The sequence below is a fragment of the Bacillus xiamenensis genome, from assembly GCF_001857925.1.
Taxonomy (GTDB): domain Bacteria; phylum Bacillota; class Bacilli; order Bacillales; family Bacillaceae; genus Bacillus; species Bacillus xiamenensis.
Genome location: NZ_CP017786.1, coordinates 1,459,838 through 1,485,216, shown reverse-complemented (window position 1 = coordinate 1,485,216; position 25,379 = coordinate 1,459,838). Strand labels below are relative to the sequence as shown.

General features: G+C 40.7%; 29 protein-coding genes, 1 rRNA gene and 3 pseudogenes. 29 read left to right on the top strand and 4 right to left on the bottom strand.

Going from position 1 to position 25,379, the window contains the following annotated elements; translation table 11 throughout:
• Positions 1–17: 17 nt before the first annotated feature.
• The 19 genes and pseudogenes from rpsE to rpsI all read left to right on the top strand — a co-directional run bounded on the left by rpsE (position 18) and on the right by rpsI (position 11,342).
• Positions 18–518: a 30S ribosomal protein S5 gene (gene rpsE / locus BK049_RS07415; protein WP_007496332.1), complete on the top strand. Its 501-nt coding sequence runs from the start codon at positions 18–20 to the stop codon at positions 516–518.
• 13 nt (positions 519–531) lie between these two features.
• On the top strand, positions 532–714 hold the full coding sequence (rpmD, locus tag BK049_RS07410; RefSeq protein ID WP_003217067.1) for a 50S ribosomal protein L30: 183 nt from the start codon (positions 532–534) through the stop codon (positions 712–714).
• Positions 715–744: 30 nt separating this feature from the next.
• Positions 745–1,185 carry a 50S ribosomal protein L15 gene (gene rplO / locus BK049_RS07405; protein WP_008356545.1) on the top strand — a complete coding sequence of 147 codons (441 nt, stop codon included), beginning with the start codon at positions 745–747 and terminating at the stop codon, positions 1,183–1,185.
• 1 nt (position 1,186) lies between these two features.
• Positions 1,187–2,479, top strand: coding sequence for a preprotein translocase subunit SecY (gene secY, locus BK049_RS07400; RefSeq protein WP_008356546.1), 1,293 nt, complete (start codon positions 1,187–1,189; stop codon positions 2,477–2,479).
• Between the two features lie 55 nt (positions 2,480–2,534).
• Complete coding sequence (locus BK049_RS07395) at positions 2,535–3,188, top strand: adenylate kinase (RefSeq protein WP_008356547.1); 654 nt, start codon at positions 2,535–2,537, stop codon at positions 3,186–3,188.
• A complete protein-coding gene (gene map / locus BK049_RS07390; RefSeq protein ID WP_007496338.1) occupies positions 3,185–3,931 on the top strand; it encodes a type I methionyl aminopeptidase in 747 nt (248 codons plus the stop codon). Before BK049_RS07395 ends, map begins: the two co-directional genes overlap by 4 nt.
• A 27-nt stretch (positions 3,932–3,958) precedes the next feature.
• Positions 3,959–4,264 (top strand): annotated as a pseudogene (locus BK049_RS19750) (KOW domain-containing RNA-binding protein).
• A complete protein-coding gene (gene infA, locus BK049_RS07385) occupies positions 4,242–4,460 on the top strand; it encodes a translation initiation factor IF-1 (RefSeq protein WP_003217190.1) in 219 nt (72 codons plus the stop codon). Before BK049_RS19750 ends, infA begins: the two are co-directional and overlap by 23 nt.
• 31 nt (positions 4,461–4,491) lie before the next feature.
• Positions 4,492–4,605: a 50S ribosomal protein L36 gene (gene rpmJ, locus BK049_RS07380; protein WP_003156543.1), complete on the top strand. Its 114-nt coding sequence runs from the start codon at positions 4,492–4,494 to the stop codon at positions 4,603–4,605.
• Between the two features lie 21 nt (positions 4,606–4,626).
• Positions 4,627–4,992: a 30S ribosomal protein S13 gene (gene rpsM, locus BK049_RS07375; protein WP_003217023.1), complete on the top strand. Its 366-nt coding sequence runs from the start codon at positions 4,627–4,629 to the stop codon at positions 4,990–4,992.
• Between the two features lie 20 nt (positions 4,993–5,012).
• The gene (gene rpsK, locus BK049_RS07370) at positions 5,013–5,408 is read left to right on the top strand and encodes a 30S ribosomal protein S11 (RefSeq protein ID WP_008356548.1); all 396 of its coding nucleotides are present in this window, start codon (positions 5,013–5,015) and stop codon (positions 5,406–5,408) included.
• A gap of 175 nt (positions 5,409–5,583) precedes the next feature.
• The gene (locus tag BK049_RS07365) at positions 5,584–6,528 is read left to right on the top strand and encodes a DNA-directed RNA polymerase subunit alpha (protein ID WP_003217009.1); all 945 of its coding nucleotides are present in this window, start codon (positions 5,584–5,586) and stop codon (positions 6,526–6,528) included.
• Between the two features lie 75 nt (positions 6,529–6,603).
• Positions 6,604–6,966 carry a 50S ribosomal protein L17 gene (gene rplQ, locus BK049_RS07360; RefSeq protein ID WP_003216944.1) on the top strand — a complete coding sequence of 121 codons (363 nt, stop codon included), beginning with the start codon at positions 6,604–6,606 and terminating at the stop codon, positions 6,964–6,966.
• A 124-nt stretch (positions 6,967–7,090) separates the two neighbouring features.
• Positions 7,091–7,933, top strand: a complete 843-nt coding sequence (locus BK049_RS07355) for an energy-coupling factor ABC transporter ATP-binding protein (protein ID WP_008356549.1) — start codon at positions 7,091–7,093, stop codon at positions 7,931–7,933.
• Entirely contained in the window at positions 7,909–8,778 is an 870-nt protein-coding gene (locus BK049_RS07350; protein WP_071168229.1) for an energy-coupling factor ABC transporter ATP-binding protein, read from the top strand. The genes BK049_RS07355 and BK049_RS07350 overlap by 25 nt, the downstream gene beginning before the upstream one ends.
• The gene (locus BK049_RS07345; RefSeq protein ID WP_071168228.1) at positions 8,775–9,572 is read left to right on the top strand and encodes an energy-coupling factor transporter transmembrane component T family protein; all 798 of its coding nucleotides are present in this window, start codon (positions 8,775–8,777) and stop codon (positions 9,570–9,572) included. Before BK049_RS07350 ends, BK049_RS07345 begins: the two co-directional genes overlap by 4 nt.
• Before the next feature lie 11 nt (positions 9,573–9,583).
• On the top strand, positions 9,584–10,327 hold the full coding sequence (truA, locus tag BK049_RS07340; RefSeq protein ID WP_008356552.1) for a tRNA pseudouridine(38-40) synthase TruA: 744 nt from the start codon (positions 9,584–9,586) through the stop codon (positions 10,325–10,327).
• A 164-nt stretch (positions 10,328–10,491) separates the two neighbouring features.
• Positions 10,492–10,929, top strand: coding sequence for a 50S ribosomal protein L13 (gene rplM / locus BK049_RS07335; protein WP_003217042.1), 438 nt, complete (start codon positions 10,492–10,494; stop codon positions 10,927–10,929).
• A 20-nt stretch (positions 10,930–10,949) separates the two neighbouring features.
• Positions 10,950–11,342, top strand: coding sequence for a 30S ribosomal protein S9 (gene rpsI, locus BK049_RS07330; RefSeq protein WP_007496354.1), 393 nt, complete (start codon positions 10,950–10,952; stop codon positions 11,340–11,342).
• A 73-nt stretch (positions 11,343–11,415) separates the two neighbouring features.
• On the opposite strand, the gene BK049_RS07325 is transcribed toward rpsI, so the two are convergent.
• Positions 11,416–12,569 (bottom strand): IS3 family transposase gene (locus BK049_RS07325; protein WP_145939400.1). Its coding sequence is split into 2 segments (ribosomal slippage): positions 11,416–12,296 and positions 12,296–12,569, totalling 1,155 coding nucleotides; the frame shifts between segments, so codons are not numbered across the junction.
• Positions 12,570–13,055: 486 nt separating this feature from the next.
• Between BK049_RS07325 and BK049_RS07315 the strand changes: the two genes are divergently transcribed.
• The 5 genes and pseudogenes from BK049_RS07315 (at position 13,056) to BK049_RS07300 (ending at position 18,024) form a co-directional block, all read left to right on the top strand.
• Positions 13,056–14,636, top strand: a complete 1,581-nt coding sequence (locus BK049_RS07315) for an AAA family ATPase (protein ID WP_071168226.1) — start codon at positions 13,056–13,058, stop codon at positions 14,634–14,636.
• A 1-nt stretch (position 14,637) separates the two neighbouring features.
• A complete protein-coding gene (locus tag BK049_RS07310; protein WP_071168225.1) occupies positions 14,638–15,855 on the top strand; it encodes a hypothetical protein in 1,218 nt (405 codons plus the stop codon).
• Positions 15,856–16,163: 308 nt separating this feature from the next.
• A pseudogene (locus BK049_RS20095) lies at positions 16,164–16,264 on the top strand (amidohydrolase family protein); the annotation flags it as partial.
• 152 nt (positions 16,265–16,416) lie between these two features.
• A pseudogene (locus tag BK049_RS19635) lies at positions 16,417–16,836 on the top strand (GNAT family N-acetyltransferase).
• Positions 16,837–16,944: 108 nt separating this feature from the next.
• Positions 16,945–18,024, top strand: coding sequence for a serine hydrolase (locus BK049_RS07300; RefSeq protein ID WP_008356565.1), 1,080 nt, complete (start codon positions 16,945–16,947; stop codon positions 18,022–18,024).
• Between the two features lie 36 nt (positions 18,025–18,060).
• Here BK049_RS07300 and BK049_RS07295 read toward each other — a convergent pair whose 3' ends face one another.
• On the bottom strand, positions 18,061–18,630 hold the full coding sequence (locus BK049_RS07295; protein WP_071168224.1) for a DUF4825 domain-containing protein: 570 nt from the start codon (positions 18,628–18,630) through the stop codon (positions 18,061–18,063).
• Between the two features lie 153 nt (positions 18,631–18,783).
• Between BK049_RS07295 and BK049_RS07290 the strand changes: the two genes are divergently transcribed.
• The 3 genes from BK049_RS07290 to BK049_RS07280 all read left to right on the top strand — a co-directional run bounded on the left by BK049_RS07290 (position 18,784) and on the right by BK049_RS07280 (position 21,161).
• Positions 18,784–19,227 carry a DUF2521 family protein gene (locus BK049_RS07290; protein WP_008356567.1) on the top strand — a complete coding sequence of 148 codons (444 nt, stop codon included), beginning with the start codon at positions 18,784–18,786 and terminating at the stop codon, positions 19,225–19,227.
• 58 nt (positions 19,228–19,285) lie between these two features.
• Positions 19,286–19,999: an N-acetylmuramoyl-L-alanine amidase CwlD gene (cwlD, locus tag BK049_RS07285; protein ID WP_008356568.1), complete on the top strand. Its 714-nt coding sequence runs from the start codon at positions 19,286–19,288 to the stop codon at positions 19,997–19,999.
• Between the two features lie 103 nt (positions 20,000–20,102).
• Positions 20,103–21,161, top strand: a complete 1,059-nt coding sequence (locus tag BK049_RS07280; protein ID WP_071168223.1) for an Mrp/NBP35 family ATP-binding protein — start codon at positions 20,103–20,105, stop codon at positions 21,159–21,161.
• Between the two features lie 38 nt (positions 21,162–21,199).
• On the opposite strand, the gene gerD is transcribed toward BK049_RS07280, so the two are convergent.
• Positions 21,200–21,787, bottom strand: a complete 588-nt coding sequence (gerD, locus tag BK049_RS07275; protein ID WP_008356570.1) for a spore germination lipoprotein GerD — start codon at positions 21,785–21,787, stop codon at positions 21,200–21,202.
• A gap of 90 nt (positions 21,788–21,877) precedes the next feature.
• On the opposite strand from gerD, the gene BK049_RS07270 reads away from it, so the two are divergent.
• Positions 21,878–22,480, top strand: a complete 603-nt coding sequence (locus BK049_RS07270; RefSeq protein ID WP_071168222.1) for a KinB-signaling pathway activation protein — start codon at positions 21,878–21,880, stop codon at positions 22,478–22,480.
• Here the strand turns inward: BK049_RS07270 and pdaB are convergent.
• Positions 22,473–23,237 carry a polysaccharide deacetylase family sporulation protein PdaB gene (pdaB, locus tag BK049_RS07265; protein WP_071168221.1) on the bottom strand — a complete coding sequence of 255 codons (765 nt, stop codon included), beginning with the start codon at positions 23,235–23,237 and terminating at the stop codon, positions 22,473–22,475. The two genes, BK049_RS07270 and pdaB, sit on opposite strands and share 8 nt — an antisense overlap.
• Before the next feature lie 421 nt (positions 23,238–23,658).
• Here pdaB and BK049_RS07260 point away from each other — a divergent pair.
• Positions 23,659–25,207: ribosomal RNA gene (locus BK049_RS07260) — 16S ribosomal RNA — on the top strand.
• Positions 25,208–25,379: the final 172 nt, after the last annotated feature.

Below are 25,379 nucleotides of genomic sequence, written 5' to 3'. Positions count from 1 at the left end.
AGGAGGGACACATCCGAATGAGTCGTATTGACCCAAGCAAATTAGAGTTAGAAGAACGCTTAGTTACGGTTAACCGCGTAGCGAAAGTTGTTAAAGGTGGACGTCGTTTCCGTTTTGCAGCTTTAGTTGTTGTCGGTGACAAAAACGGTCATGTAGGATTCGGTACTGGTAAAGCACAAGAAGTACCAGAAGCGATCCGCAAAGCTGTTGAAGACGCGAAAAAGAATTTAATTGAAGTACCAATGGTTGGAACTACAATTCCACATGAAATCATCGGTCGATTCGGTGCAGGAAACGTTCTATTGAAGCCTGCTTCAGAAGGTACAGGAGTTATCGCTGGAGGCCCAGTGCGTGCGGTACTTGAGCTTGCTGGTCTAGCTGATATCCTTTCTAAATCTCTAGGTTCTAATACACCGATCAACATGATCCGCGCAACACTTCAAGGTTTAAGTGAACTTAAACGTGCTGAAGATGTAGCGAAGCTTCGTGGAAAATCTGTAGAAGACCTGTTAGGATAAGGAGGGAACAATAATGGCAAATAAATTAGAAATTACCCTCAAACGCAGTGTAATCGGTCGCCCAGAAGATCAGCGTGTCACTGTTCGTACTCTTGGTCTTAAGAAAACAAACCAAACAGTCGTACATGAAGACAATGCAGCGATCCGCGGCATGATTAACAAGGTGTCTCATTTAGTTTCTGTTAAAGAACAATAATACATTTTTAATCGATAAGGAGGTGCCCAAATGAAACTTCATGAATTGAAGCCTTCAGAAGGTTCACGTAAAGTACGCAACCGTGTTGGTCGTGGTATTGGATCAGGTAACGGTAAAACTTCTGGTAAAGGTCATAAAGGTCAAAACGCTCGTTCTGGAGGCGGTGTACGCCCTGGATTCGAAGGTGGTCAAATGCCTTTATTCCAACGCCTTCCAAAACGTGGTTTTACAAACATTAACCGTAAAGATTATGCGGTAATCAACTTAGACAGATTAAACAGTTTTGACGAAGGAACGGAAGTCACTCCTGAACTTCTTCTAGAGACTGGTACAATAAGCAAGTTAAAAGCAGGAGTAAAAATTCTTGGCAACGGTAAATTAGAGAAAAAATTAACTGTAAAAGCCAATAAATTCTCTGCTTCTGCTAAAGAAGCGATTGAAGCTGCTGGCGGTACAGCCGAGGTGATCTAACTTGTTTAAGACAATCTCCAATTTTATGCGCGTGAAAGATATACGGAATAAGATTATATTCACTCTATTAATGTTAGTCGTCTTTCGTATAGGTGCTTTCATCCCTGTGCCTAATGTGAACGCAGAAGTTCTCCAGGCACAGGATCAAATGAGTGTTTTCGGAATCCTCAACACGTTTGGGGGCGGGGCACTTTTCCAATTCTCCATTCTTGCAATGGGGATTATGCCGTATATCACGGCTTCGATCATCATCCAGCTCTTGCAGATGGATGTTGTTCCGAAGTTTACTGAGTGGTCAAAGCAAGGAGAGGTTGGCCGCCGAAAATTAGCACAATTCACAAGGTATTTTACAATTGTTCTAGGATTTATCCAGGCGATAGGAATGTCATATGGATTCAACAATATGGCAGGAGGCTTGCTGATTGAAAACCCAGGTGTTTCAACGTATCTCTTAATTGCGGTCGTACTCACTGCGGGTACAGCATTTTTAATGTGGCTGGGAGAGCAGATTACTGCTCACGGTGTTGGTAACGGTATTTCGATTATTATCTTTGCCGGAATCATCGCAGGTATCCCTCAAACATTAAAACAAGTGTACGCTCAGCAATTTGTAGGTGGAGATGGACAGCTGTTCATGCAAATCCTTAAAATTGCCCTTATTGTAATTGCTATTCTTGTCATTGTTATCGGTGTTATTTACATTCAAATGGCAGTGAGAAAGATTGCAATTCAATATTCAAAAGGAAATGGCCGTGCACAAATGTCTGCTAGTCAAGCAACGCATCTTCCGTTGAAAGTGAATCCAGCAGGGGTGATTCCAGTCATCTTTGCCGTTTCTTTCATTATTACTCCGCAGACGGTCGCATCGTTCTTCGGAACAAATAATGTGACAACCTGGATAACTAACAACTTTGACTATACTAAGCCAATCGGTATGACGATTTATGTAGCACTGATTGTTGCTTTCACATATTTTTATGCCTTTGTCCAAGTAAACCCTGAACAAATGGCTGAAAATCTGCAAAAGCAGGGTGGCTATATCCCGGGAGTTCGTCCAGGGAAAATGACTCAAGATAGAATTACGAGCATTTTGTACCGACTCACGTTTGTGGGCGCCATTTTCTTAGCCGTGATTTCAATACTTCCTATCTTTTTCATTCAATTCGCTGGATTACCTTCCGCTGCACAAATTGGCGGCACAAGTCTTCTCATTGTTGTAGGTGTTGCACTTGAAACGATGAAACAGCTTGAAAGCCAATTAGTGAAACGAAACTACCGTGGATTTATGAAATAAAACAGAGGGCTGGGCTTCTGCCCAACTCCTCTAAGTAAGGAAGGGGAAATCCGAAATGAACTTAGTCTTAATGGGGCTTCCGGGTGCTGGTAAAGGCACTCAGGCAGAACGAATTGTTGATGATTATGGGATCCCTCATATCTCAACAGGAGATATGTTCCGTGCTGCTATGAAAGAGGAGACACAACTTGGGCTCGAAGCAAAATCCTTTATCGATAAAGGAGAGCTTGTTCCTGATGAGGTCACAATCGGTATTGTTAGAGAAAGACTTGGCAAGAATGATTGTGAACAAGGTTTTCTTCTGGACGGATTTCCGCGAACAGTCGCTCAGGCTGAAGCTTTAGAAGACATTCTAAAGGACCTTGGCAGAACGATTGATTATGTCATTAATATTAAAGTCGATAAAGATGCTTTGATGGAGCGTCTGACTGGCCGAAGAATTTGCAAAAATTGCGGAGCAACTTATCATTTAGTATTCAATCCACCTGCGAAAGAAAATGTTTGCGACAAGTGTGGAGGCGAGCTTTATCAACGTGCAGATGATAATGCAGAAACCGTTTCGACTAGACTTGAAGTAAACTTAAAGCAGACTGAACCTTTACTGAACTTCTATTCAGAAAAAGGATATCTTGTAAACATTGATGGTGCGAAGCACATTAACGATGTTTACGCTGATATCAAGGACCTGCTTGGGGGATTAAATAAATGATTATCTGTAAAACTCCTCGCGAGCTTGAAATTATGAGAGAAGCTGGACGCATTGTCGCACTGACTCATGAAGAGCTGAAGAAACACATAAAACCAGGTATTTCGACAAAAGAATTGGATCAAATTGCCGAACGTTTTATTACAAAGCAGGGTGCAATCCCATCTTTTAAAGGGTATAATGGTTTTCGCGGGAGCATTTGCGTTTCGGTGAATGAAGAACTCGTTCACGGTATTCCTGGTAAACGGGTTTTACGTGATGGAGACATCATTAGTATCGATATCGGCGCAAAGTTAAATGGCTATCATGGTGACTCTGCTTGGACTTATCCAGTTGGGGTAATCAGTGATGAGGACCGCAAACTACTGGAAGTCACAGAGGAATCTCTATATAAGGGCTTACAGGAAGCAAAGCCAGGTGAACGTCTGTCAAACATTTCCCATGCCATACAAACGTATGTTGAAGGTGAGAATTTCTCAGTTGTTAGAGAATATGTTGGACATGGGGTCGGACAGGATCTTCATGAGGACCCTCAAATTCCTCATTATGGTCCGCCGAACAAAGGCCCACGGCTAAAACCTGGAATGGTGTTGGCCATCGAACCGATGGTGAACGCAGGCAGCCGATATGTGAAAACACTGGCTGATAACTGGACGGTTGTAACGGTTGATGGGAAAAAGTGTGCTCACTTTGAGCATACGATTGCGATTACAGATACAGGTTTTGATATACTGACTAAGATTTAGGTCTTCACTGAAGCCTTTCAGGCCCAAATCGGGCAGGTTGTCTGTATAGTCCAAAGAAAGAACAAGATCAGTATACAGTTGTCATCGGCATGTTCGATGGCTGCCATGTACTAATCGCAGACGGAGAAAAGCGTAAATTCATTCTCCTAAGAAAAAATATCAATCATTTAACCTTTTATGATTGCGTATCTCCGGAAGTTCAGAACAGTATATTCAAAACAGGTCGGGTGATAGATGAACAATTGAGATGATCTCATTTGGACATTTATCAGAGAGCAAGTTACTGATTTGAAGAAGGGAGAACACTTGAATGGCGAAAGACGATGTAATTGAAGTGGAAGGTACTGTAGCAGAAACTTTGCCAAACGCAATGTTCAAAGTCGAACTAGAGAATGGTCATACAGTTTTGGCTCATGTATCAGGAAAAATCCGTATGCACTTCATTCGCATTTTACCTGGAGACAAAGTTACGGTAGAATTATCTCCATATGACTTAACTCGTGGTAGAATTACGTACCGTTACAAATAAAGCAACTCCGGAAGAAGGAGGTTGGAAACACATGAAAGTGAGACCATCTGTTAAACCTATCTGTGAAAAATGTAAAGTGATTCGCAGAAAAGGAAAAGTAATGGTGATCTGTGAAAACCCAAAACATAAACAAAAACAAGGCTAATAACAAGGAGGTGCCCAAATCATGGCTCGTATTGCTGGTGTAGATATTCCACGTGATAAGCGTGTTGTCATTTCTTTAACATATGTTTTTGGAATTGGTCGTACGACTGCGCAACAAGTCCTTAAAGAAGCAGGTGTTTCTGAAGACACTCGCGTTCGCGATCTAACTGAAGACGAACTTGGTAAAATCCGTGATATCATTGACAAACTTAAAGTAGAAGGTGACCTTCGTCGTGAAGTTTCACTTAACATTAAGCGTCTAATTGAAATCGGAAGCTACCGCGGAATCCGTCATCGTAGAGGACTTCCTGTTCGTGGACAAAACACAAAAAACAACGCGCGTACTCGTAAAGGTCCGCGTCGTACTGTAGCTAACAAGAAAAAATAAGTAAAGGAGGTAGTTAAAGAATGGCTGCTGCTCGTAAATCAAATACGCGTAAACGTCGCGTGAAAAAGAATATTGAAGCTGGAATCGCTCATATCCGTTCCACTTTCAACAACACGATTGTAACGATTACTGATGTTCATGGAAACGCAATTTCTTGGTCAAGTGCTGGTGCATTAGGATTCAGAGGTTCTCGTAAATCTACTCCTTTCGCTGCACAAATGGCTGCTGAAACTGCTGCTAAAGGTTCTATCGAACATGGTCTTAAAACACTTGAAGTAACTGTTAAAGGTCCTGGTTCTGGTCGTGAAGCTGCAATCCGTGCGCTTCAGGCTGCAGGTCTTGAAGTTACAGCAATCAGAGACGTAACTCCAGTTCCTCATAACGGATGCCGTCCACCAAAACGTCGCCGCGTGTAATTTGTTTGTATAGATTTTGTGTCCCTGTCAATAATGGGTTATGATACAGTTATTTATGAGACGAATACACGACTCGTTGCCTGAGCACATACGGGACTAAACAATGAGGAATTTCGGATGGAATCTCATATGATTCTATTCGAGGTTTCGACGTTTTGAAGGAGGGTTTTATTAGATGATCGAAATTGAAAAACCAAAAATCGAAACGGTTGAAATCAGCGACGATGCCAAGTATGGCAAGTTTGTCGTAGAGCCACTTGAGCGTGGATATGGTACCACTTTAGGGAACTCCCTTCGTCGTATCCTTTTATCCTCACTTCCTGGTGCAGCTGTAACATCGATCCAGATAGATGGTGTCTTACACGAATTCTCAACGATCGAAGGCGTGGTTGAAGATGTTACAACGATTATCTTAAACATTAAAAAGCTTGCACTCAAAATCTACTCTGAAGAAGAGAAGACGCTTGAAATTGATGTACAAGATGAAGGAACTGTAACAGCTGCTGATATTACACACGACAGCGATATTGAAATCTTAAATCCAGATCTTCACATCGCAACTCTTGGCAAAAATGCGAGCTTCCGTGTTCGTTTGACTGCACAAAGAGGTCGCGGGTATAATCCTGCTGATGCAAACAAAAGAGACGATCAGCCTATCGGCGTGATTCCGATCGACTCAATCTATACACCTGTATCCCGTGTGACTTATCAAGTGGAGAACACCCGTGTTGGGCAAATCACAAACTATGATAAACTAACACTAGATGTATGGACTGATGGAAGCACAGGACCGAAAGAAGCGATCGCTCTAGGTTCTAAGATTTTAACTGAACACTTGAATATTTTCGTTGGGTTAACTGACGAAGCTCAGCATGCAGAAATCATGGTTGAAAAAGAAGAAGACCAAAAAGAAAAAGTGCTTGAAATGACAATTGAAGAGCTTGATCTTTCTGTTCGTTCTTACAACTGTTTGAAGCGTGCGGGTATTAATACTGTTCAAGAGCTTGCTAACAAGACAGAAGAGGATATGATGAAAGTTCGTAACCTTGGACGTAAATCTCTTGAAGAAGTGAAAGCGAAACTAGAAGAACTTGGACTGGGTCTTCGTAAAGACGATTGACTAGTTTCATTGTGAACTAGGATTTTCGTGTGTTTTTTATTCATACAGTATCTCTAATTAAGGAGGGGACATCACATGGCATACAGAAAGCTAGGACGCACTAGTGCACAACGTAAAGCAATGCTTCGTGACCTAACGACTGATTTGATCATCAACGAACGCATCGAAACAACTGAAACACGTGCGAAAGAACTTCGCTCTGTAGTTGAAAAAATGATCACTCTTGGCAAACGCGGAGATCTTCATGCTCGCCGTCAAGCTGCAGCTTACATTCGTAATGAAGTAGCTAACGCTGAAACAAACCAAGATGCACTTCAAAAATTATTCGCTGACGTTGCAACTCGCTACGAAGATCGCCAAGGTGGATACACTCGTATCATGAAGCTTGGACCTCGTCGCGGCGATGGCGCACCAATGGCTGTCATTGAATTAGTTTAATCACATATCGTGTATCTAAGAAAGGGCGGGACAGTTCATAACTGGATCTATGCCCTTTTTTAGATACTACGGCTTTTTAGGAATAAGCAAAGTAGAGGTTGAGCTGAGAGGAGGTCCGGTAGAGATGGGGAAGACACTAATTGACGTAAAAGACATTGTATTTCGTTATCACAAAGATGCGGACAAGCCCGCTTTAGATCAAGTGTCATTGCATGTGAATCAAAATGAATGGCTTGCCATTGTTGGCCATAACGGTTCTGGTAAATCCACACTTGCCCGTGTACTGAATGGGCTCATTTTACCGGATGCTGGAACGGTCAAGGTTGGTGAGATTGAGCTGAAGGAAGAAAGTGTTTGGGATATTCGTAAAAAGGTAGGCATGGTCTTTCAAAACCCAGATAACCAATTTGTTGGCTCAACGGTTCGTGATGATGTGGCTTTTGGTTTAGAAAATAACGGGGTTGAGCGGGAATTGATGATAGAACGTGTAGATTGGGCTGTTAAACAGGTCAATATGCAGGAGTTTCTTGATCAAGAGCCGCACCATCTATCAGGCGGGCAAAAGCAGAGAGTAGCCATTGCAGGAGTGCTTGCCGCAAGCCCTGACATCATGATCTTGGATGAAGCAACATCAATGCTTGATCCGATTGGCCGTGAAGAAGTGTTAGAGACTGTTAGACTACTGAAGGAACAAGGAACAGTCACAGTCATTTCCATCACACATGATTTAGACGAGGCTGCGAAGGCAGACCGCGTTATTGTGATGAATGGTGGGAAGAAATTTGCTGAGGGAACACCAGAGGAAGTATTTGAACTAGATGAACAGCTGGTTCAGATTGGACTTGATCTGCCATTTTCCTATCGGTTGAGCAAGCAATTGAAGCAGCAAGGTGTGCCACTTGCAAATGCTCATTTGACACAAGAAGGATTGGTGAAAGAGCTATGGACATTACGATCAAAGAATTAGAGCATCGTTATCAAATGAAAACGCCGTTTGAGCGTCTCGCTTTGTATGATGTCAATGCTTCCATCAAAGAAGGCAGCTATGTCGCTGTCATTGGTCATACGGGTTCTGGCAAGTCTACATTGCTGCAGCACTTAAATGGATTGCTCAAACCAACGAAAGGGAGCATTGCGCTTGGAGAGACAGTTTTACAGGCCAATAAAAAGCAGAAGGATATGAAACCCCTCCGGAAAAAGGTAGGCATCGTGTTTCAGTTTCCTGAGCATCAGCTCTTTGAGGAAACCATCCTCAAGGATATCTGCTTTGGCCCGATGAACTTCGGCGTTCCTCAAGAGAAGGCAGAAGCGAAGGCGAAGGAGATGCTGAAACTGGTTGGTCTTCCTGAATCCCTATTATCTCGATCTCCCTTTGAACTAAGCGGCGGTCAAATGAGACGTGTGGCGATTGCAGGTGTACTAACGATGGAGCCAGAAGTGCTTGTGCTTGATGAGCCGACTGCAGGATTAGATCCACGCGGGCGGAAAGAAATCATGGACATGTTCTATGAGCTTCATCAAAAAGCAAACCTGACCACGATCCTTGTGACACACAGTATGGAGGATGCTGCCCATTATGCGGATCAAATGATTGTCATGCATAAAGGAACAGTGAAGGCGACAGGTACGCCGAGAGAGCTATTTGCCAATCGTACAGATATGTCTTCTTTCGGTCTCGATCTCCCTGAAACGATTAAATTCCAGCAGGCTATCGAAGAAAAGCTAGGTATCACGTTTCCAAGGCCGCTTCTGACTATGGATGAAATGGCAGAAGCCTTAACAGCTCTTTATCAGGAGGAAACGACATCATGATGGATAGTATGATTATCGGCAAATATGTGCCAGGTTCATCCTTTGTCCATCGTCTTGATCCAAGGACAAAGCTGTTATCAATTTTCTTTTTCGTCTTCATTGTCTTTTTTGCAAATAATTACATCACTTACGGGCTTTTAGGGGCCTTTACAATCCTTGTGGTGATGGTGTCTCAGGTGCCGCTGTACTTTATTCTCAAAGGAATGAAACCGATCCTATGGATTGTCCTGTTTACCTTTATTCTGCACATCTTCATGACAAAGGATGGCGCTTTGCTGTTTCACTTTGGTTTCTTGAATATTTATGAAGAAGGTCTAAAGCAGGGGATATTCATTTCACTCCGTTTTGTCTATCTCATCATGATGACAACACTTCTTACGCTGACCACAACGCCTATTGAAGTGACAGACGGTATGGAGAAGCTGCTACATCCTTTCCGTAAAATCAAGCTACCTGTTCATGAGCTTGCTCTTATGATGTCTATCTCCCTTCGATTTATTCCGACTTTACTCGAAGAAACAGACAAAATCATGAAAGCACAAATGGCAAGAGGTGTTGATTTTACAAGCGGGCCAGTGAAAGATCGTTTAAAAGCGATTGTTCCATTGCTTGTCCCGCTTTTCGTCAGTGCGTTTAAGCGTGCGGAGGAATTGGCGACTGCGATGGAAGCAAGAGGCTACCGCGGGGGAGAAGGACGGACGAAATACCGTCAGCTTGTCTGGGGTATGAAGGACACGTTCACGTTGCTTCTATTCATCCTGTTAACAGCACTCCTTGTGCTGCTTAGAAATTAGGTGATGCCTAGATGAAAGTAAAATGCACTGTATCATACGATGGGACACATTTTAAAGGCTATCAGGTGCAGCCAGGGCAGCGAACTGTTCAGACGGAGATAGAGTCTGCCCTTGCAAAAATGCATAAACAGGACGAACTGATTCCGATTGTGGCTTCTGGCCGGACGGACAGTGGTGTTCATGCAAAGGGACAGGTCATCCATTTCGATACCCCGCTCGCTATCCCGATGGAGAGGTGGCCTTTTGCCCTCAATAGCTTGCTGCCAGATGACATTCGTGTTCTAAAGGCTGAGGAAGTGGATGAGTCGTTTCATGCCAGGTTTGGTGTTGCTTCAAAGGAGTACCGTTACAAGGTCTCAACGGAAACGCACCAAAATGTGTTCACGCGACAGTATGCCTGCCACTATCCTTATCCACTGGATGTCGACAAAATGAGAGAAGCTGCTGAGTATCTGATTGGCTCACATGACTTCACAAGCTTTTGTGCGGCCAATACAGAGGTTCAGGACAAGGTGAGGGTCATTTACGCCCTCGAGTGGAAAAACGTCTCAGACGGGCTAGAAATGCGTGTGAGAGGAAGTGGCTTTTTATACAACATGGTGCGAATTATGGCCGGCACGTTACTTGAAATCGGTGCTGGTAAATTTCACCCTGAGGAGATAAAAGCCATGCTTGCCGCCCGAAATCGCGAAGCGGCAGGCAAGACTGCGCCTAGTCACGGACTGTATTTATGGGAAGTTTTCTATGACAACTAAACCAGGTGTAACATGTTCTTGACACAGGAAGCAGAAAGTTATAAGATATCATATGGTATGTATTTCAACCCCACAAATAAGCCCCGGAAGACTTATCTGTGTTTTGAAATAGAACGTAGCATTTGATTCAGGAAAATTCATTGATTTATTTAGGAGGGAAACTCATGCGTACAACACCAATGGCGAACGCAAGCACAATTGAGCGCAAATGGCTAGTGGTTGATGCGGCAGGCAAGACTCTAGGACGTCTTTCTACTGAAGTAGCATCACTTTTGCGCGGTAAGCACAAACCAACTTATACACCACACGTTGATACAGGTGATCACGTCATCATCATCAATGCTGAGAAAATCGAATTAACTGGTAAGAAATTGACGGACAAAATTTACTACCGTCACACAATGCACCCAGGTGGTTTGAAACAAAGAACTGCTCTTGAGATGCGTACAAACTACCCTGAAAAAATGTTGGAGCTTGCTATCAAAGGTATGCTTCCAAAGGGTCCACTAGGTCGTCAAATGTTCAAAAAATTAAATGTGTATCGTGGTTCTGAGCATCCACATCAAGCACAACAACCTGAAGTTTACGAACTTCGCGGTTAATTATAAGGGAGGTTAACAATTTGGCACAGGTTCAATATTACGGTACAGGTCGTCGTAAAAGTTCTGTAGCGCGCGTTCGCTTAGTTCCAGGTGAAGGCCGTATCGTCGTTAATAATCGTGAAATTACTGAATACATTCCATTCGCTGCTTTAATCGAAGACGTGAAACAGCCTTTGAACATCACAGAAACAGCTAACAGCTACGATGTTCTTGTAAATGTTCACGGTGGTGGATTCTCTGGTCAAGCTGGAGCAATTCGTCACGGTATCTCTCGTGCTCTTCTAGAAGTAGATCCTGAGTACCGTACACCACTTAAACGTGCTGGACTTCTTACTCGTGACTCTCGTATGAAAGAGCGTAAGAAATACGGTCTTAAAGGCGCACGTAGAGCTCCTCAGTTCTCGAAACGTTAATCAATTTTTCGTTTTTAAAAACCTCAACCATTTGGGACTGACCCCCGTTTTTGAGACAGGGATCAAAACACCTTTACGAAACAGCCAGTTGCCGAAACTCTTTTGGTGACTGGCTGTTTAATTTCAATTGAATTCGGATATTGTTATAATAATCAATATACTCCCTGACTGTTTTTTCTACAATGGCTGTTGTAGTGTTTGTCAGGTGGTGGAGATAAAATCCTTCTGATTTTAAACTTGAGTGGAAGGATTCGATGGGGGCATTATCAGCGGGCATTCCCTTACGGGACATGCTCATGGTAATGCCTTTTTCCTTTATCTCCTTTTGATAAGCATAAGAAGTGTAGACCGAACCTTGATCACTATGAAGTACGCAGCCTTTAGGCAGTGTCTTTAACTGCTTCAATGTATCTAAAACAAGAGAAACATCCTGTTTATCACCAATCGTATAAGCCACAATCTCACTTGTATATAAATCTTTTATGCTGGATAGATAAAGCATTTTTTGCCCAAATGGCAAATACGTGATATCTGTCACCAGTTTTTCAAGTGGCTTTGTCGCAGAAAAATCTCGTTTTAAGTGATTTTCTGCAATGTAATAGGGTTGACCGGTCTGTTTACGCTTTTTCACTTTCACACGACACTGCAAACCGTAGGTTTGCATCATTCGTTGTACTCTCTTATGGTTGATCTTCATTTCTTTGCGTAGAAGAGCCGTTATTTTACGATACCCATACGTATACTTGTGCAACTTACAAAGTGTTGAAATAAGCTTGATTACCCCATGTTGCTTTGAGTGATGATGATCTTGTTTTTTCCAACGATAAAATGTTGATTTAGCCACTTCAAATAGCTGACAGAATTCACTGACACTCACTTTATCTTTTACCGTTTCGTAGATCGACACGAGTGCTTCTTTTTCCACCACCTTTCCCATTCTCGGTACTTTTTTAATATGTCTATTTGTTGATTTAGATAGCGATTTTCTGTTTTCAATCTCTCGTTTTCATCTTGGTATTCAGGTCCTTTACCGTATGAATACTGCTTTCCAACAGGTTGATGAAACCGGTGGGTTTCACCATTGTGATACCATTTCATCCAAGTTTTCACTTGTGTTTTATTCTTAATTCCTAGCTTGTCCATGATTTCTTTTGTTGAGACTCCTGCCAACTTCATCTGAACCGCCTCTTCTTTTACACTTGCGGGGTAACTGACTCTTGTTCCCATACAAAAAACACCTCCAAATTGTTTTCAGATATGATATACCCGATTTTCAACTTAAAGGTGTTTTTATTTGTCTCACTTTATGGGGTCAGTCCCATTTGGTTGAGGGTTTTTTGTTAGTTAATCATGAAGTATGATTCAAAATATGTGCTGTGAAATCAATTTTTTGCCCAAAAATGAGTTTTAATGAAGTTATTATAGACAATTCTTTTTACCACGGTATAGTATATTATTAAAGTGTATACAGAAGTTCCAAATGCTATATCAAGTTAACATATTCTTATTTTGAAAGAGTGAGATAATATATCTTGTTTCCTACCAGTTGTCTAATGTATATCGCTTTATTTAATAAAAATCTTCTAATAAGAATGTATTGTCAAATAGGCGATTATAATAGTAAGACTAATATTTACATATTTACTATATAATGTAATATGGAAAGGTTAATTATAAGTTTTATTAAATAAAGTTATAAAGGAAGGTACTAATATGGATAGGATTAGAATACAAAATTTAAGAGCATTACAAGATACAAATTATGTTGAGTTAAAACCTCTTACTATACTAGTAGGAAAAAATAGTTCTGGTAAAAGTACATTCTTAAGATTTTTTCCATTAATGAAACAAACATTGGAAACAAGAACTAATGAACCGATTTTGTGGTATAGCCCTTCATTTGTTGATTTTGGGAGTTTTGATGAGAGTTTAAATTATAAAAATAAGGGTAACAACATTTCTTTTGAGTTTAAACTAAAATTAACTAAAATGCGTATATATGAAGGTGCGTACTTTTTTTTTAAGAATAGGTATTCTCGAAAAAAGATTATTGAGTCTAAAATAGATGAGAATGTTAATCTAGATTTGAAGATTATTTTTTCAGAAAAAATGATAAACAAGATTGAAGTTAAACTGTGGGATCATGAAATAGAAATTTTTTATCAGAAAGAAGGTGTGAAAATATCAATAAATGGTGAATATTTAAAAGAAAAATTAGTTAGTGGATTATTTGGAAATTCTACAAATATGTTACAAAATTTTTTAATTGAAAAGGAAAAAGAAAAAGAAAAAGAACTTGTATCAACAGGTAGATATTTTAGAGATAAGGTTTTTAGGCTAATTAATGGAAACGATCCCTCTTCCACAGAGGAGAGTTTTATTGTTGAATTAATTAATTCAATTAATTTAGGTGATTCTAATACAATACTAAAAAGTTTAAAAGAAATTGATTATAAATCAAAATCGATAGGAAAAAAAATAGATGAACTTAGAATTAATCAACCTGATTTTATAGAAATTAAAAATAGTTATTTTGGAATATTTTTGAATGAAATAGTGGATATTTGTAATGAGGAGTTAAAATCTTTCTTTTTATCTGTGAATTATATAGCACCGATAAGAGCGAGTGCAGAAAGATATTATCGTATACAGGGATTAGCTCTAAATGAAATAGATCCTCAAGGTGCAAATATCCCTATGTACTTAAATAATATGAGTAATGCACACAAAAAAAAGTTTAATAATTGGATTAAGGATAATTTCCATTTTGATATAGTAGCGGAATCTACAGGTGGGCATACATCTTTGTATATAAGGTATGAAAATGGGACAAAAATAAATCTTGCTGATACTGGATTTGGTTATTCGCAAATTCTTCCTATTATTTTAGTCTTGTGGCAGGCTGTTCAAACAAGTGAAGAATTAGCGAGTTATAACAAAGTGAAATTAATGGGTCGAAATAGAAATTTTACAATTGCTATTGAGCAACCAGAGCTACACCTTCATCCTTCACTTCAGGCTGTTCTAATAGACACTTTTGCAAAAATTATAAAAGTTTCAAAAGAAATAGGGATAGACTTAAAAATTATTATCGAAACTCATAGTGAAACTATGATAAATAGAGTTGGGCAACTTATAGCAACTAAGTATGAAGATTTTAATAAGGATTTAGTTAATGTTCTTATTTTTAATAGTTCTGATCCCTTTATTTCAAATATTAAGAGTACTGGTTATACGGAAGATGGCTACTTGACCTCTTGGCCGATAGGTTTTTTTAGTCCGGAGGACAGATAAAGTGTTAATACAATTAGATAATAGCTTAGAACAAGAACTTTCTGTGAAAAAGCACAAATTAAATGAAAATTCCTCTGAAGTGATGGCGTTGAATAATCTAGCCATAGCTTATAGAAACGGATGGCATATTATTATAGGCCCATTACATGTATTGAATTTTATTAAAAATATAGAACATATCGATAACAGTACAAAAAGTGTCTTTGATAAGTTAATTAAAGAATATGCTTTTCAAAAATCATATAAAGATGTAGTAGGAGAGTATATATTAGTTAGAGGTTTGGATGGTAATGTTACTAGAATTGATGAGAAAGAATCCGAATATCATTATGAAGTTCCGTTAAACTACTTTTTTCAATTATCTAAATGTATGAAAACCTCCTTGTTATGTGAGGATGAGAGTGATTTCAATTTTTATAAAAAACTTTGTGAGAAATATCTTAAAGAGAATAAAGAAATGTTAGGAATTGAATTAGCTGTTAAGTTTTCCAATGGAGGAGGAGTAAATTCATATAGAGTATTAGAAAGGGGGGTTTTAGAGGAGTGCAACCCTGTATTAGCAATTGCAGATAGTGATAAAAAATATCCTGAATCAACTATAGGACAGACCTTGAAAAAATTATTAGAAATAGAAAGAAGACATATGAATACAAAAATATTGAATGTATATTCATTACCAGTGAGGGCAAAAGAAAATCTAATTCCCCCTTCGTTATATTTACAGGTAGGTGAACACACTTTTAAAGACCATTTAGAAAAATTACAATTCATTGAGAAAAAAAATAGCGAAAAACTACTATATTTTAATATTAAAGATGGATATAAAGTTAAGCATTTTAAAGATGAAAAATTCATGAAATTTTTTAGAGGAACTTTTATTGAAACAGAAAAATTATTATCGTGTTCGATAGAGGATATAAGTTTAAAGACAGATGATGACGAAATAGTTGTAAACGGACTTAAAGGGCTTGTTGATAGATTTACTGATACTATTTTAGATGGTGGAATTGAAAAAAAGTTACAGAAAAAAAGAAGTTTGCAAAATCCACCACCACAAGTTCTAGAATCAATTATGGAGTTAGAAGATTTACTAAAGTTAAAGGAAGATTTATTCAACAATTTACCATCATATATAAGTGAGATATTAATAGAACTGTGTAACAAAATACTTAGTTGGGGTTGTAGCAAGGGAGAGACTTACGGCACTTTAGGTGCCTAAGTTGGTTTTTGTTTGAAATTTAATATGAACTTATTCTTGCAAAAATTAGCTGTAAACTAGTTTTAATTTTTTGTATACATAGATACCTTCTTTGGCGATTGTTAGGAAACTTGTTATTAACTTGCTTTTTTTGATAATGACAGTCGTAAAATAAAGTGTAATTTGCTATTTCTTTTTTATTTCATAACTTAATCTACTATATTTCTTAATCACTTAATAGGTAATTCTGATGATGAGTGATTTAACAATCCAAATATCCTTTCGCTTTCTATGTTGATATAATCAGGTCAAATAAGAAGAAGAGGGGCATGGCCATGAGGATCTTTGATGCACATTTTCATATCATTGATGTTGATTTTCCCATTCAAGAAACCAAGAGTACACTCTGCTGAGTTATGTGGTGAATGACAGCTGTTTGATGAAAAAGAAGCTGATCAAATCTTATAGAAGAACGGTCTCATTTGGTATTTTGGTAAGTGAAGATAGTTTCCGTCCATCCTAGGAGGTGCTTTCATTGAATTTAAATCAATTGACATTTAGAGAAGCTGTGAAATCGTTTTCATGCTTTCAGATGATAAGTTAGGTCAAAAGAGAGAGCGTTACACTCGCCCATTATTAGAAAGTTATATCAAAGCCTTTCGTTCAATCGATGCTGATCCAAATATTGAACTCATTGTTGCGTGTGACCAGAAAGAAGCAGTTGGTGTTCTTCAGTTAACCATGACGCCATTTCTTACACATCAAGGGGGATGGAGAGCATCCATCGAAGAGTTCGTACGGCTTCGAGTCATAGAGGGAAAGGAGTCGGTTCGCTGCTTATAAATGCTTATAAAGTGGGCCATTCAACGCGCAAGCGACCGCGGCTGTCATATGATTCAGCTGACAACAGATAAACAGAGGCCAGAAGCACGCCATTTTTATGAGAAATTAGGATTTGAAGCCACTCATGAAGGAATGAAGCTGCATTTGTCCCATGAATAAGGATATCAAGAAGCGGAGGATTCACGTACCTCTGCCTTTTTTGTGCCTTTATTAGAAATATTTTCTATATTCAATATATAAATTCTCTGTTATTTGGAAAGGAGAAACATGTTACTCAAAATCGGTCTAGTTGTTATAGGTGTGGTCGTACTTTACGTAGGGGTTCAAGTCTTGTTGTATAAAAGAGATATGAAAAAAACGAAGGAAGATCTTTTGACATTTGTCGCAAAAAACAAAAAGGACGTTTCAGTGACAATCATTGAAAATGATGATGTGATGTTAGAGTGGAATGCTGATCAAAAAACGCCACTTGCAAGTACGGTGAAATTAGTGGTTTTATTTCATTTTGTTAAAGCTGTATCGAGCGGCGCCATCAAGCTAGAGGAAAAAGTGGCATTGCCTGATATAGAGCGGTTTTATATTGATAGAACAGACGGTGGTGCGCACGCGTACTGGCTGGAGGTCAATGATTTTTCTGAGCATGCGACTTTATTAGATGTTGCCAAAGGGATGATGCAATTCAGTTCGAATGCTTGTACGGATTATTTGATTGACCGGCTGGGCTTAGAAAAGATCAATGATCAGATGAAACAAGCGGGTCTTACAGAACCTGATGAACTCATGCCGCTGACGCCAATGATTTTGTGGTCCGCTTATGTATCTGATCGTAGGCGGGATGCATTCAAGAAAATGAGCGGTGTATCCGAAGAACAATACAAATCTCTAATGAATGAGATTTTTAATATCATGAAAAATGACCCAGAGCATAAAAAGGCGTTAGAAGAAAAAATGAAAAAAAAGAACTTATTAGGCTGGCGTATTCAATCATTACTGACACAAAAGTTGACAAAGTCTACAACCAATCAATATGCACATTTTATGAAACGTCTCCAGGATGAGCTGTTAACAATAGAAGAAAAGAGTCTTTTTAGCCAAATCGTACTGGGAGAAACATTGAAAAAGGAAACAGATCAATATCTTTGGTATAAAGGCGGAGCAACATTGTTCGTTTTCACAGGTGCTTTATATCGAAGAACAGATACATCCTCTATATCCATTTCTCTTTTTATCAATGATCCGAAAGCGAACAATTCTCACTGGATTGGGGGAGTATTCAACGAATTTATGCTTACTGCAGCAGTGGATCAAAACTTTCGACAACGATTGATACAGGCTTTCACTACATAAACATCAAAAAACAGAGGGAAACACCCCTCTGTTTTATTATTTCTGCATTGGAAACGCTCTGTATACATCTTGGCGTTTCTCTTTTGACCTCACAACCCCATCAACCAGTTCCTTTTGCCAAAGCGCTGCATCGTCTTTGTACTTTTTAAAAGGGTGAGGGAGCTTTTTTTCTAGCTGTTTTCTTTTAAACGTGACGGACGGCTCGTCGTTTGAGTTCATTTTGAGGGTCACCTGTTCTACGTTATTGATAAGAATAAAAAGTGCGATTGCGTTGTATAAATACGTTTTTTCAATCGTGTCCTTTTCGTCAAACCAAAATGCATCAAATTGTTCTTCTGTGTAGTTGGCATCTTCTTTTATCCCATACGTGACATCTAATGCTTTTCCATCGATGATTTCAAATTCGCGAATGGCGCCTCCTGGCAGGTCTAATAAAATCTGATGCACGGCTGAGTTGTCACCAAGATACGTACCTTTATGCTTGGAAAGCTGTTTTAAAGATATGTCTTCTATCCTTTTAATGCCGCTCTCATTTTGAGTGGCTTGACTGCTGCATGCGGATAGAATGACTGTCAATAGCAGCAGGATATACATCCATTTCTTCATTGATTTTTCCCCTTTACCCTTCTTTTTATATTCAAGAATCCATTTTATCACAATTTTCCATTTCGTTAGATCGCTAATTTGTCATTTCCATTTACTGAACAGCATGTTTTGTTCAAACCAACGAACAATACAAAGAAAAAAGGAGTTCAGTCCATGGCAGAAGTGCTTTCATTTTATCAATTGAAAACAAAACGCGATGTCGCGCTTGAAAAGAAGCTGTTGCGTACCTTGTCTCTTCAGCGGGTGACAGCCGCCTCGGAGAAATTCACGAAGAAGCTGTTTCCGTTTGCTGATGATCCAGCCGGTATCATGAGTGATGGCTGTATAGATTTTGCCATTGAAGCGTTTTTAGCTGGTGGGAGATACGGTGAGTCGAGTCGATATGGCGAATCGTTCGATAATATGAAGAAGCGGTCATCTCAGGAAGAGGATGAGCTGATCGAAGAGCTGGCAGGGTGTTTGCAATCGTGGGGCACTATGTTCCGAATGGAGCAAAAGACATCAGCTCTCTATCCATTTGCGAAAGATTTTTTAAACATATGGTGGCAGGAAGGCTATCGAGAATCAGAAAAAAGACACAAGCTTCGACTGCACTAAGCATATTTCCAGCCCTTGTCCCATATCTATAAAATAATGGTGTATGGGAGGGACAGGGATGAAAAGAAAGCTGAAGTGGACAGGGTTTTTAATTGGGTTTATTGTCCTCTTATTCTTATTCAGATTTCAATTTCTAAATGATGATTCATGGAAATCGTGGAATTTGCCTCTAAGTGGGAAGATCATCTATCTAGATCCGGGTCATGGTGGTCCAGATGGCGGAGCTGTTGGCGGCGAGCTGCTTGAAAAAGAGATTGCACTGGATGTGTCCATGAAGATACGGGACTATTTGCAGGAGCAGGGTGCGCTTGTGCTCATGACCCGAGAGGATGATTCTGATTTATCATCAAAGAATACAAGGGGATATGCCCGAAAGAAAGCGGAGGATTTAAGGAACCGCGTAAAAGTCATCAATGAGTCTGAAGCGGATCTCTATTTAAGCATTCATTTAAATGCCATTCCTTCGAATAAATGGAGCGGAGCACAGACGTTCTTTTACGGAAAGTATGAAGAGAATGAAAAAGCAGCGAAGTTCATTCAAGATGAATTGCGCAAAAACCTTGAAAACACGGACCGTAAAGCGAAGCGAATCAATGGGATTTATTTAATGCAAAATGTCACGAAGCCAGGAGCTCTTGTAGAAATCGGTTTTCTTTCTAATCCAAAAGAGGCGGGTCAGCTGGCAACACCTAAGTATCAGGATCAAATTGCTGCCTCCATTTATAAAGGCATTCTCAGATATTTAACAGAGCAAAAAGAGCCGCCTGAATAAGGGGCTTTTTCCTTTTGATCGCAGGCAAACAGGACAGACATTGTAAGGATATGTATGATATACTTGGTTTGTAAACGAATTCAATAAAGGGTGAGGTTCTGCTATGATCGGACAAGATGATGTGAGAAAACTAGTTGGGAAGATGGACGAACCTTTCCTTCATATACCGCTTGGTGAGCTGGATGCCATCAAGGAAATCAGCCTAAAGCCTGAAAAAGAGCATGTGAGCTTAAAGGTGGCCATTGCCAAAACAGGTACCGCTGAGCAAATGAAGCTGCAGCAAGACATCGTGCAGGCCTTGAAAGCAGCGGGCGCTAACACAGTAGGACTTCGTTTTGAAGAACTGCCTCAGGAAACGCTTGAAAAATTTATGCCGTCACAGGATGAGGAAGAAAACCTGCTCAACTCTAAAAATCCACCAGTGTTCTTAGCCATTGCAAGTGGAAAGGGTGGCGTTGGTAAATCAACCGTTTCTGTTAACCTTGCTGTGGCACTGGCTCGTTTAGGGAAAAAAGTTGGGCTGATTGATGCTGATATTTACGGCTTTAGTGTACCGGATATGATGGGAATTACCGTCAGGCCGACAGTAAAAGGGGAAAAAATTATTCCTGTGGAACGCTTTGGTGTCAAAGTGATTTCAATGGGCTTTTTTGTTGAAGAAAATGCACCGGTCATTTGGAGAGGACCGATGCTTGGTAAAATGTTAAATAACTTCTTCCACGAAGTAGAGTGGGGAGAATTAGATTACTTACTATTAGACCTTCCGCCGGGAACAGGTGATGTGGCGCTTGATATTCATACAATGCTGCCTAGCTGTAAAGAAATCATTGTGACAACACCGCATCCAACAGCTGCTTTTGTTGCTGCCAGAGCAGGTGCAATGGCACTGCAGACAGATCACGAGGTGCTTGGGGTCGTTGAGAATATGAGCTATTACGAAAGCAAGAAAACAGGTGAAAAAGAATATGTCTTTGGAAAAGGTGGCGGGGACAAGCTGGCTGAAGAGCTGCGAGTATCGGTTCTTGGTCAAATTCCTTTAAGACAGCCTGATTGGAATGAAGATGATTTTGCTCCTTCCGTCTATGATGCGAGTCATCCGACAGGAGAAGTCTATCAACAGATTGCGAGTAAAGTCATTGAACAATTAGCAGTGAAAGCATAATAAAAGCCCGAGTGGACTCTACACCACTCGGGTCATGTTTAACTACCGCTTCCTTCGTTTCCTTGTGATCCTGAATCACTGCTGCTTTCAGATGCTGCTTTTTTTAGCTCATCTTCGAATTTCTTCTTATAGAGAGGGCTGCTTAATGTTTCTGTAATGACTTTTTCTAAGTGTTTTCTGAACTCTTTGCTTTTCACGAGTTCACCGTATTTCTTTTCCATTTCAGGATCCTTGAGAATATCCATCATCATTTGTTGATAGTCAGGATCCTTCATTAATTGTTTTAACATCTTTTCGTGCTGTTGCTGCATGGATTTTGCGAAAGTCTCGGCAAATTTAGAATCCTCAAAGACCTTCTTCCAGAACTCTTTGCCTTTATCAGAAGTCAGTGTTTTCTCTATTGTTTTTTTCACAGTTTGTTCATCCATTACCAAAGCTTCATTCATTGCCTCGTCATTTAATAACTGTTGAATGGCCTTTTTACCGTCATCTGTTTTCAAAATATCGACGACCATTTTTTTCGTTTCGTCATAGTCCATATTAGATGAAGATTGGGTTTTGGGAGCACAAGCTGTTAGAGATAAAAGAAGAAAACAGCTCATTATACGCAAGATGCCTTTTGACATACTGTGGCTCCTTTCGTTACATGTCTTACTTTTAATATGAATGTTTCACGTAAATTTATACATAACAAAAATAGGGGTTGGATCAATTCAATGAAAAGTCGGGATTTAGTTCGTTTTTTCTTCTCTGTGCTGGCTGTTGGAGCGGTCATTACAAGCGTGGTAGGTTTTGCGCTGGAGTGGGGGAAGTATCAGAAGCTGTTTGTATCGTTTGAGATTTTAGAGATCGCATCTGTGTTATTTTGGTTCATTGGTGTGGGAATGATCTTTAGTGTGATTAGTCAGATGGGGTTTGTCGTTTTCTTAACAGTGCACCGGTTTGCACTTGAGATTTTCCGGTCACATTCTTTATGGAATACCATTCAGTTGTTTCTTGTGATTTTTGTGCTGTTTGATTTAGCGTATTTGCGATTTTTGTTTTTCGGGGAAAATGAATCGTTTCTTCCGTACTTGTGGCTGCCTGTTTTTATCGGTGTGTTTGCATTGATCGTCGCTTATTTTAAACAGCAGCAGTCCTCTAAGAAAACATTTATTTCTGCCATGTTTCTTATGGTCGTCATCACATCGTTAGAATGGTTTCCTGCGCTTAGAGTCAATGAAGAGGACTGGCTGTATTTAATGCTTTTCCCGCTATTGGGCTGTAATGCGTTTCAGCTTTTAGCTATGCCCCGGTTTTCAAAGGCGAAATCTACTTAACTTCAGCTGATTTCGTTTTTGTATTTGAAATCAGTTCGCTAACGGTCACATTTTTTAAATTCTTATCTTTTAAGTGTTTTAAGATCGCTGGTAAGGCTTGAGCGGTTTGGGTGGCTGAATCTGAGGCGTGGAGGAGAATGATGTCTCCACTTTTCATTCGATCATTTACATTTTGAACAATCTGATCGACGCCTGGGTTCAGCCAATCCTGAGAGTTGATGCTGTAATGTACAACGGTATAGCCGTACTGTGTTGCAATTTTCAATACTTTTTCATTGAATTGCCCCGTTGGCGGTCTTAATAGTTGAATATCATCTAGTCCAAGCTTTTGAAATGTATTTTGTGCACGGACAAGATCACGCTTGATTTCGTTTTCTTCAAGCTGGCTATAATTTTTATACGCATAGCCAAGACTGCCAATTTGGTGGCCGTCCTCTCTAATCCTTTTCACAATATCAGGGTGACGCTCAGCCCAAGAAGCCGACAGAAAGAAAGTAGCGTTCTTTATATCGTGCTCTCGGAGGACATTTAAAATAGGAACGGCCTTTTCATCTCCCCAGCCAATATTAAAAGTAAGGGAAGCATGTTTTGATGAGGTTTCTCCTTTATAAATCGCCCGGGGTCCTTGTTCTGTTTTAAATACTGACAGCGGCGGTGCCTTTTGTACATAAAAAAAGGTTGCGGCTGCAAGGGCTGCTACAAGAATAATGACAACTTGTTTCAGCCGTTTAATAGGCAACACATATAATCGACTCAATTCAAACACTCCTGCCTTGTCCAAGATTGTTACTTGATTGTATGCAGGACAAGGGTTTGACATGCACAATAAAACTATTTCAAAAAAAGTTTCGAAAAGACGTTGACCGGCAGAATATTTTCGTGATATATTATTAATCGTCGCTGAAACACAGTGACAAACATGAAACGCTTCGGGAAATAAACTTGAAAAAAGTTGTTGACATAAGATGAAGCGAAATGTTATATTATTAAAGCCGCTAAGAACGGCGGAGATGATCTTTGAAAACTAAACAAGACAAAACGTACCTGTTAATTCGAGTTTTAATAAAAAAATCCTATGAAACATCATAGGTAGTCAGTCAAACTGACGAGGCAGGAAATGATCACATGCTAAGTTCGCTACATCGTGTAGCAACGCATGTGTGATATGCATCCTGCATACATCGGAGAGTTTGATCCTGGCTCAGGACGAACGCTGGCGGCGTGCCTAATACATGCAAGTCGAGCGGACAGAAGGGAGCTTGCTCCCGGATGTTAGCGGCGGACGGGTGAGTAACACGTGGGTAACCTGCCTGTAAGACTGGGATAACTCCGGGAAACCGGAGCTAATACCGGATAGTTCCTTGAACCGCATGGTTCAAGGATGAAAGACGGTTTCGGCTGTCACTTACAGATGGACCCGCGGCGCATTAGCTAGTTGGTGAGGTAACGGCTCACCAAGGCGACGATGCGTAGCCGACCTGAGAGGGTGATCGGCCACACTGGGACTGAGACACGGCCCAGACTCCTACGGGAGGCAGCAGTAGGGAATCTTCCGCAATGGACGAAAGTCTGACGGAGCAACGCCGCGTGAGTGATGAAGGTTTTCGGATCGTAAAGCTCTGTTGTTAGGGAAGAACAAGTGCAAGAGTAACTGCTTGCACCATGACGGTACCTAACCAGAAAGCCACGGCTAACTACGTGCCAGCAGCCGCGGTAATACGTAGGTGGCAAGCGTTGTCCGGAATTATTGGGCGTAAAGGGCTCGCAGGCGGTTTCTTAAGTCTGATGTGAAAGCCCCCGGCTCAACCGGGGAGGGTCATTGGAAACTGGGAAACTTGAGTGCAGAAGAGGAGAGTGGAATTCCACGTGTAGCGGTGAAATGCGTAGAGATGTGGAGGAACACCAGTGGCGAAGGCGACTCTCTGGTCTGTAACTGACGCTGAGGAGCGAAAGCGTGGGGAGCGAACAGGATTAGATACCCTGGTAGTCCACGCCGTAAACGATGAGTGCTAAGTGTTAGGGGGTTTCCGCCCCTTAGTGCTGCAGCTAACGCATTAAGCACTCCGCCTGGGGAGTACGGTCGCAAGACTGAAACTCAAAGGAATTGACGGGGGCCCGCACAAGCGGTGGAGCATGTGGTTTAATTCGAAGCAACGCGAAGAACCTTACCAGGTCTTGACATCCTCTGACAACCCTAGAGATAGGGCTTTCCCTTCGGGGACAGAGTGACAGGTGGTGCATGGTTGTCGTCAGCTCGTGTCGTGAGATGTTGGGTTAAGTCCCGCAACGAGCGCAACCCTTGATCTTAGTTGCCAGCATTCAGTTGGGCACTCTAAGGTGACTGCCGGTGACAAACCGGAGGAAGGTGGGGATGACGTCAAATCATCATGCCCCTTATGACCTGGGCTACACACGTGCTACAATGGACAGAACAAAGGGCTGCGAGACCGCAAGGTTTAGCCAATCCCACAAATCTGTTCTCAGTTCGGATCGCAGTCTGCAACTCGACTGCGTGAAGCTGGAATCGCTAGTAATCGCGGATCAGCATGCCGCGGTGAATACGTTCCCGGGCCTTGTACACACCGCCCGTCACACCACGAGAGTTTGCAACACCCGAAGTCGGTGAGGTAACCTTTATGGAGCCAGCCGCCGAAGGTGGGGCAGATGATTGGGGTGAAGTCGTAACAAGGTAGCCGTATCGGAAGGTGCGGCTGGATCACCTCCTTTCTAAGGATATATGGAGCAGTGTGCGTTTTGGTCTTGTTTAGTTTTGAAGGATCATTCCTTCAAAACATGTCTCTAGCGAGACAGGATTGTTCTTTGAAAACTAGATAACAATAAGTAATACATTCACATTGAATGCAATGCAAAGTTCATCACACATAGTGATTCTTTCTAA